This is a genomic window from Mesorhizobium sp. M7A.F.Ca.CA.004.12.1.1, assembly GCF_003997835.1.
Lineage (GTDB): Bacteria > Pseudomonadota > Alphaproteobacteria > Rhizobiales > Rhizobiaceae > Mesorhizobium.
Map to the genome: position 1 here is coordinate 1 of NZ_RZRK01000469.1, position 4977 is coordinate 4977.

Below are 4977 nucleotides of genomic sequence, written 5' to 3' on the forward strand. Positions count from 1 at the left end.
CCTTGATGGTGTCGTCGAGCCGCTCGGCAAGATCGGCGCTCATCATCTGGTAGACGATGGCGCCCGACAGGACGAAGGCCAGCACGAACAGGAAGGCGAAGGTCAGAGCCAGCCGGAACGGCGTGCTGCGCAGCAGGCGGGACCATGTTCCGGTCATGACGGCGCGTGCAGGCTGTAGCCGGTGTTGCGGACGGTGTGGATGAGCTGGGTTTCGAAGGGCTTGTCGACCTTGGCCCGCAGCCGGCTGATATGGGTCTCGACGACGCTGGTCCTGGGATCGAAATGAAAATCCCAGACGCGCTCCAGAAGCATGGTGCGGGTGATGACGCGGCCTTCGCCGCGCATCAGCACTTCCAGCAGGCTGAATTCCCGCGGCTGCAGGTCGATCGGCTGGCCCCGCCTCGTGACCCGCCGCATGATCAGGTCCATTTCGAGGTCGGCGACCCGCAGGACGGTTTTCTGCTCCTGCGCCGCCGGCCGCCGGCCAAGCGCGTTGATGCGGGCGAGAAGTTCGGAAAAGGCGAAGGGCTTGACCAGATAGTCGTCGCCGCCGGCCTCCAGCCCCTCGACGCGATCGTCGATGCCGCCGACGGAGGTGAGAAAGATCGTGGGCGTCCGTACGCCCGCGGCGCGCACCGCCTTGATCATCGACAGGCCGTCGAGGCCGGGGATCATCCGGTCGGCGACGATCACGTCGTAATTGCCCCGGGTCGCCGCGAACAGCGCGTCATGTCCGTTGCGAAGGAGGTCGCAGACATGGCCGGCCTCGGTCAGTCCCCTGACGATATAGTCGGCCGTCCTGTGGTCGTCCTCGACGAGAAGCAGTCGCATGAAAGGTCCGGTCCGTTGCCGAGATGGAGAGGCTATCACCGGCACGGGCTTGTTCCTAGGATGTCACGAAGGCGCAGGCATTCGGAGCGGCTTCTCCCAACTTCGTCATCGTCGGGTCCGCGCTGCGTCGCTACGCTCCTTGCTCCGCGCGCGGATGACGAGGCCAAGGCTTCAGTCCAGGTCCAGCAACAGTTCATCGGCCTCGTCGGTTGCCTCCTTCAGGGTCATGTGCAGGACAAGCGCAAAGATACAGCCAAGGAAGAGCAGGCTGGTGAAGATGGTGCCGAGACCCAGGCCGCCGTGCCTGGCCGATCGCGACAGCAGGTCGCCGAAGGAGGCGCCAAGCGGCCGTGTCAGGATATAGGCGAGCCAGAAGGCCAGGATGCCGTCGAGATGCAGCAGCCAGTAGGCGAGCGCTATCAGCGCGATGGCACCGCCGAACAGCAGCCCCGTCGTGAGGTAGCCCATGTCGAAGCTTTCGGCGACGAGGTCGCCGGCGGCGGTGCCGAGCGCGAAGGTCAAGAGGATCGCCAGCCAGTAGAAGATCTCGCGCCTGGTGGTGAAGATGGTGTGGATCGACAGCGTCCTTTCGCTGGCGTACCAGACCGCGAATGTCGCGGCGAGCGCGACCGAGAAGGCGATGGTTGCCGTCTGCAGGCGCACGCCGAAACTGTCGACGAGGCTGTCCGTCACCAGCGTGCCGACGATGCTGATCAGCACCACCGCCGGCCAATAAGCCCACGGCACATAGCATTTCCGCGTAAACTGCAGGACAAGGGCCGCGATCAGGATGCCGGTCATGATCAGCGAGGTGACGGTCAGCCCAAGCCCGATCGTGTCGGCAAGATAATCCGCCGCGGTCTCGCCCGTGGTGACCGCCATCAGCTTGACCAGCCAGAAGTCGAGGGTGACGTCGGGAACCCTGTTGTGGCTCGGTGCGGCGGGTTGTTGCCTGTTGGGCGCGAGCATGGCTGAAGTCCAGAGGTCGATGGTTGCGGCGGGGCGGTTGCGATCCGCCCCGCGCATCGTAAACAAACGAGTTCACACCGGCCTGTCCGGCGGCATACAAATTCGTAAGAATGGGCGCAAAAGGCATTGCCAATGTCTGGCGATGCGTTTGATGGAATGCGGCGCCTTGCATCCGCCATCGCTGTTCAACGGCGCGCTGATGGCGGCCGCGGTGCCGGGCCGCACGTTCGGCCCGACCCATCCTGCGCTCTGGTGATCGGTGGTTCTAGCTACCGAGCGGATGCGGCATGTAGCCGACGAAGCCTGATATCTTCCAGCTGCCGCCGACCTTGCTGCAGAAATACAGCGTCTGCCATTTCAAGCGGTCGACGCTGCCGTCCGCCTTGGCAACCGAGCCGTCGAATTTCTTGTGCAGCACGGCGCGGTCGCCGTCGACATCGATGTCGCGCATGTTGGTGACGCGAAACAGCGCCTCGCGCAGCGGCTCGGCGAATTTGGTCGCCGCCGTCTCCCTGGCCTGGCGCAGCCATTCGTCGCGATAGATTTCGAGCCTTGGAAACTGCAGCCGCCAGGCGTCGGCGTTGTGCAGGAAATGCGCATGCATGCCGAAGAAGCTCGAGGCTACGAAATCATCCTCGACCATGGCCCAGTCCTGGCCGATGAAAGCGTCGATGTCGCGCCGCACCAGCATTTCCCAGAGCGCGTGGCGATCGGCATCGCCTGATGGAAACGGGTTCTTGTCGTAAGTCATCGCTGGGTGTCTCCGCTCTGGCAAATGCGTCTGTACGTTGCGGCTTCCAAGCCGCCCGTCAGCGCGTACGATGCAAGCGCTCTTGTAATAAAGCAACACGGATTTCGAAGAATGTTGCTTTCCAACAAGGCCCCCTATGAGGATCGCCCCGATCGGCGTAAATGTCGATCGAAGCGGGCGCTGCCATGGCACCCCGTCCTGTCATCAGAGGAGGCTTGTCCCTTGCCGAAACAGTGTTTTGGAACATCGCATGTGCCGTTGTCGCCCGCCGTGCGGGCCGGCGATCTCGTCTATGTCTCGGGCCAGGTTCCCGTCGGCAGCGACGGCATCGTGGTCAAGGGCGGCATATCGGAACAGACCGAGCAGGTGCTCGCCAATATCAAGGCCGCGCTGGCGCTGGCCGGCTGCACCATGGACGATGTGGTGAAGACCACGGTCTGGCTGGAAGATGCGCGCGATTTCGGCGCCTTCAACGCGGTCTATGCCCGGCATTTCCCCAAAAACCCGCCGGCCCGCACCACGGTCGAATCGCGGCTGATGATCGATATCAAGATCGAGGTCGAGGCGGTCGCTTACCGGCCTCTGTAGGCAAAGCAACGAAGCGGAGGTGACCTCAATGCAATTCGACCTCCTGCTGAAGGGCGGACGGCTGATCGATCCGGCCGCTGGCCTCGACGCGCCGCGCGATGTCGCCATCGCCAATGGCCGCGTTGCCGCAGTCGATGCCGATATCCCGGCGGACAGCGCAGCGCAGATCGTCGATGCCGGCGGCTGCATCGTCACGCCGGGCCTGGTCGACCTGCACAGCCACGTCTATTGGGGCGGCACGTCGCTTGGCGTCGATGCCGACCGGCTGGCCGCCAAGAGCGGCACCACCACCTTCATCGATGCGGGCAGTGCCGGCGCCGGCAATTTCCTCGGCTTCCGCCGCCATGTCATGGAGCGGTCGAAGGTCCGCATCCTGGCCTATGTCAACATTTCCTTTGCCGGCATTTTCGGCTTCTCGCAGACAGTGTCGGTCGGCGAGTGCAGCGACCTCAGGCTGTGCGAGCCGCGCGAGGTGGTCGCGGCGGTGCGTGAACACCGCGATGTCGTGGTCGGCGTAAAAGTCCGCTCCGGCAAGCATGCCGGCGGCACCAGCGGCATCGCCCCGGTGGATCTGGCGCTGGAGGCCGCCGACCAGGCCGGCCTGCCGCTGATGGCGCATATAGACGAGCCGCCGCCCGGCCGCTCGGAAGTGCTGCCGCGGCTGCGCAGGGGCGACATTCTCACCCACTGCTTCCGGCCGTTTCCCAATGCGCCGGTATTTGCTTCCGGCGCGGTGCGGCCCGACATGCGGCTGGCGCGCGAGCGCGGCGTCATCTTCGACATCGGCCACGGCATGGGCTCGTTCGATTTCGCCGTTGCCCGTGCCATGCTCGAGGAAGGGCTGGCGCCCGACGTGATCTCGAGCGACGTGCATCTCTACTGCGTCGACGGGCCGGCCTTCGACATACTGGTCTGCATGTCGAAGCTGCTGGCGCTCGGCATGCCGCTGGTCGAGGTCCTGCGCGCCGCCACGCAAGCGCCGGCGCAGGCGATCGCCAGGCCTGACCTGGGCACGCTGGCGGTCGGCACCGTCGGCGATGTCGCCGTGCTCCGGCAGCGCCCGGGCCGCTTCACCTTCGTCGATGCGGTCGGCGCGTCATTGGTCGCCGACCAGAGGCTGGTGTCGGATGGCATCGTTATCGGCGGCACCTGGTGGCCGAACGAGGCGGCTGATCACAACGAGACCGAGCGTTTCGTGGCGCAGGCGTCGCATACGCATGTTGAGGTGGCCGCGAGGCATTTTGGGCATCGGCACGATTAGCTCTTGCGGTAGATGGCTACCGCCCCGAATTGCTCGGCTTCCCATAAACCGGCGTCTCAATGCGCTCCATCCGCGCCTTGATCTGCAGCGCCACATATTTCGAATAGAAGCGCGACAGCGCCAGATTGCCGCCGTGGAACCAAAGCGCTTCCTGCGCGGTCGGCTTCCACATGTTGCGCAGCTCGCCTTGCCAGGGTCCGGGGTCGCCCTTGACGCCCGAGCCAAGCCCCCAGCAGGGGCCGACCTTGTCGGCGACTTCGCGCGAGACGATCGAAGCCACCGTCTCGTTCATCGACTGATAGCCGGTGCAGGCGATGATGGCGTCGGCGGCGAGTTCACTGCCGTCCTCGAACAGGATGCCGCTCGGGGTCAGCGACTTGATGGCGACGCCGCTGCGGATGCCGATCTTGCCGTCGATGATCAGGTCGGAAGCGCCGACATCGATATAGTAGCCGGAGCCGGTGCGGTAGGCCTTCATCAGAAGGCCGGTCTCGTCGTCGCCGAAATCGAGGGCGAAGCCGGCGGCGCGCAAGCGGTCGTAAAAAGCCGCGTCGCGCGCCTTGATCACCTCGTAAAG

6 protein-coding genes and 2 pseudogenes are annotated in these 4977 nt (G+C 64.8%); 3 read left to right on the top strand and 5 right to left on the bottom strand.

The genetic code is table 11. From position 1 onward, the window contains the following. The 3 genes and pseudogenes from EN984_RS38940 to EN984_RS22675 form a co-directional block, all read right to left on the bottom strand. A pseudogene (locus EN984_RS38940) lies at positions 1 to 157 on the bottom strand (two-component sensor histidine kinase); the annotation flags it as partial. Continuing rightward, complete coding sequence (locus tag EN984_RS22670) at positions 154 to 831, bottom strand: winged helix-turn-helix domain-containing protein (protein WP_127268444.1); 678 nt, start codon at positions 829 to 831, stop codon at positions 154 to 156. The pseudogene EN984_RS38940 and the gene EN984_RS22670, both read right to left, overlap by 4 nt. Before the next feature lie 171 nt (positions 832 to 1002). Beyond that, entirely contained in the window at positions 1003 to 1800 is a 798-nt protein-coding gene (locus EN984_RS22675; protein WP_127268443.1) for a hypothetical protein, read from the bottom strand. Here EN984_RS22675 and EN984_RS22680 point away from each other — a divergent pair. Next, positions 1799 to 2056, top strand: coding sequence for a hypothetical protein (locus EN984_RS22680; RefSeq protein ID WP_127268442.1), 258 nt, complete (start codon positions 1799 to 1801; stop codon positions 2054 to 2056). The genes EN984_RS22675 and EN984_RS22680 overlap by 2 nt on opposite strands. A 9-nt stretch (positions 2057 to 2065) precedes the next feature. Here the strand turns inward: EN984_RS22680 and EN984_RS22685 are convergent, their stop codons facing one another. Continuing rightward, on the bottom strand, positions 2066 to 2551 hold the full coding sequence (locus EN984_RS22685) for a hypothetical protein (RefSeq protein ID WP_127272427.1): 486 nt from the start codon (positions 2549 to 2551) through the stop codon (positions 2066 to 2068). Positions 2552 to 2773: 222 nt separating this feature from the next. Here EN984_RS22685 and EN984_RS22690 point away from each other — a divergent pair, with 222 nt between their 5' ends. Next, a complete protein-coding gene (locus EN984_RS22690; RefSeq protein ID WP_013528752.1) occupies positions 2774 to 3139 on the top strand; it encodes a RidA family protein in 366 nt (121 codons plus the stop codon). A gap of 28 nt (positions 3140 to 3167) precedes the next feature. Continuing rightward, entirely contained in the window at positions 3168 to 4400 is a 1233-nt protein-coding gene (locus EN984_RS22695; RefSeq protein ID WP_127269761.1) for an amidohydrolase/deacetylase family metallohydrolase, read from the top strand. A gap of 16 nt (positions 4401 to 4416) precedes the next feature. On the opposite strand, the pseudogene EN984_RS22700 reads toward EN984_RS22695, so the two are convergent. Then, positions 4417 to 4977 (bottom strand): annotated as a pseudogene (locus EN984_RS22700) (NAD(P)/FAD-dependent oxidoreductase); the annotation flags it as partial.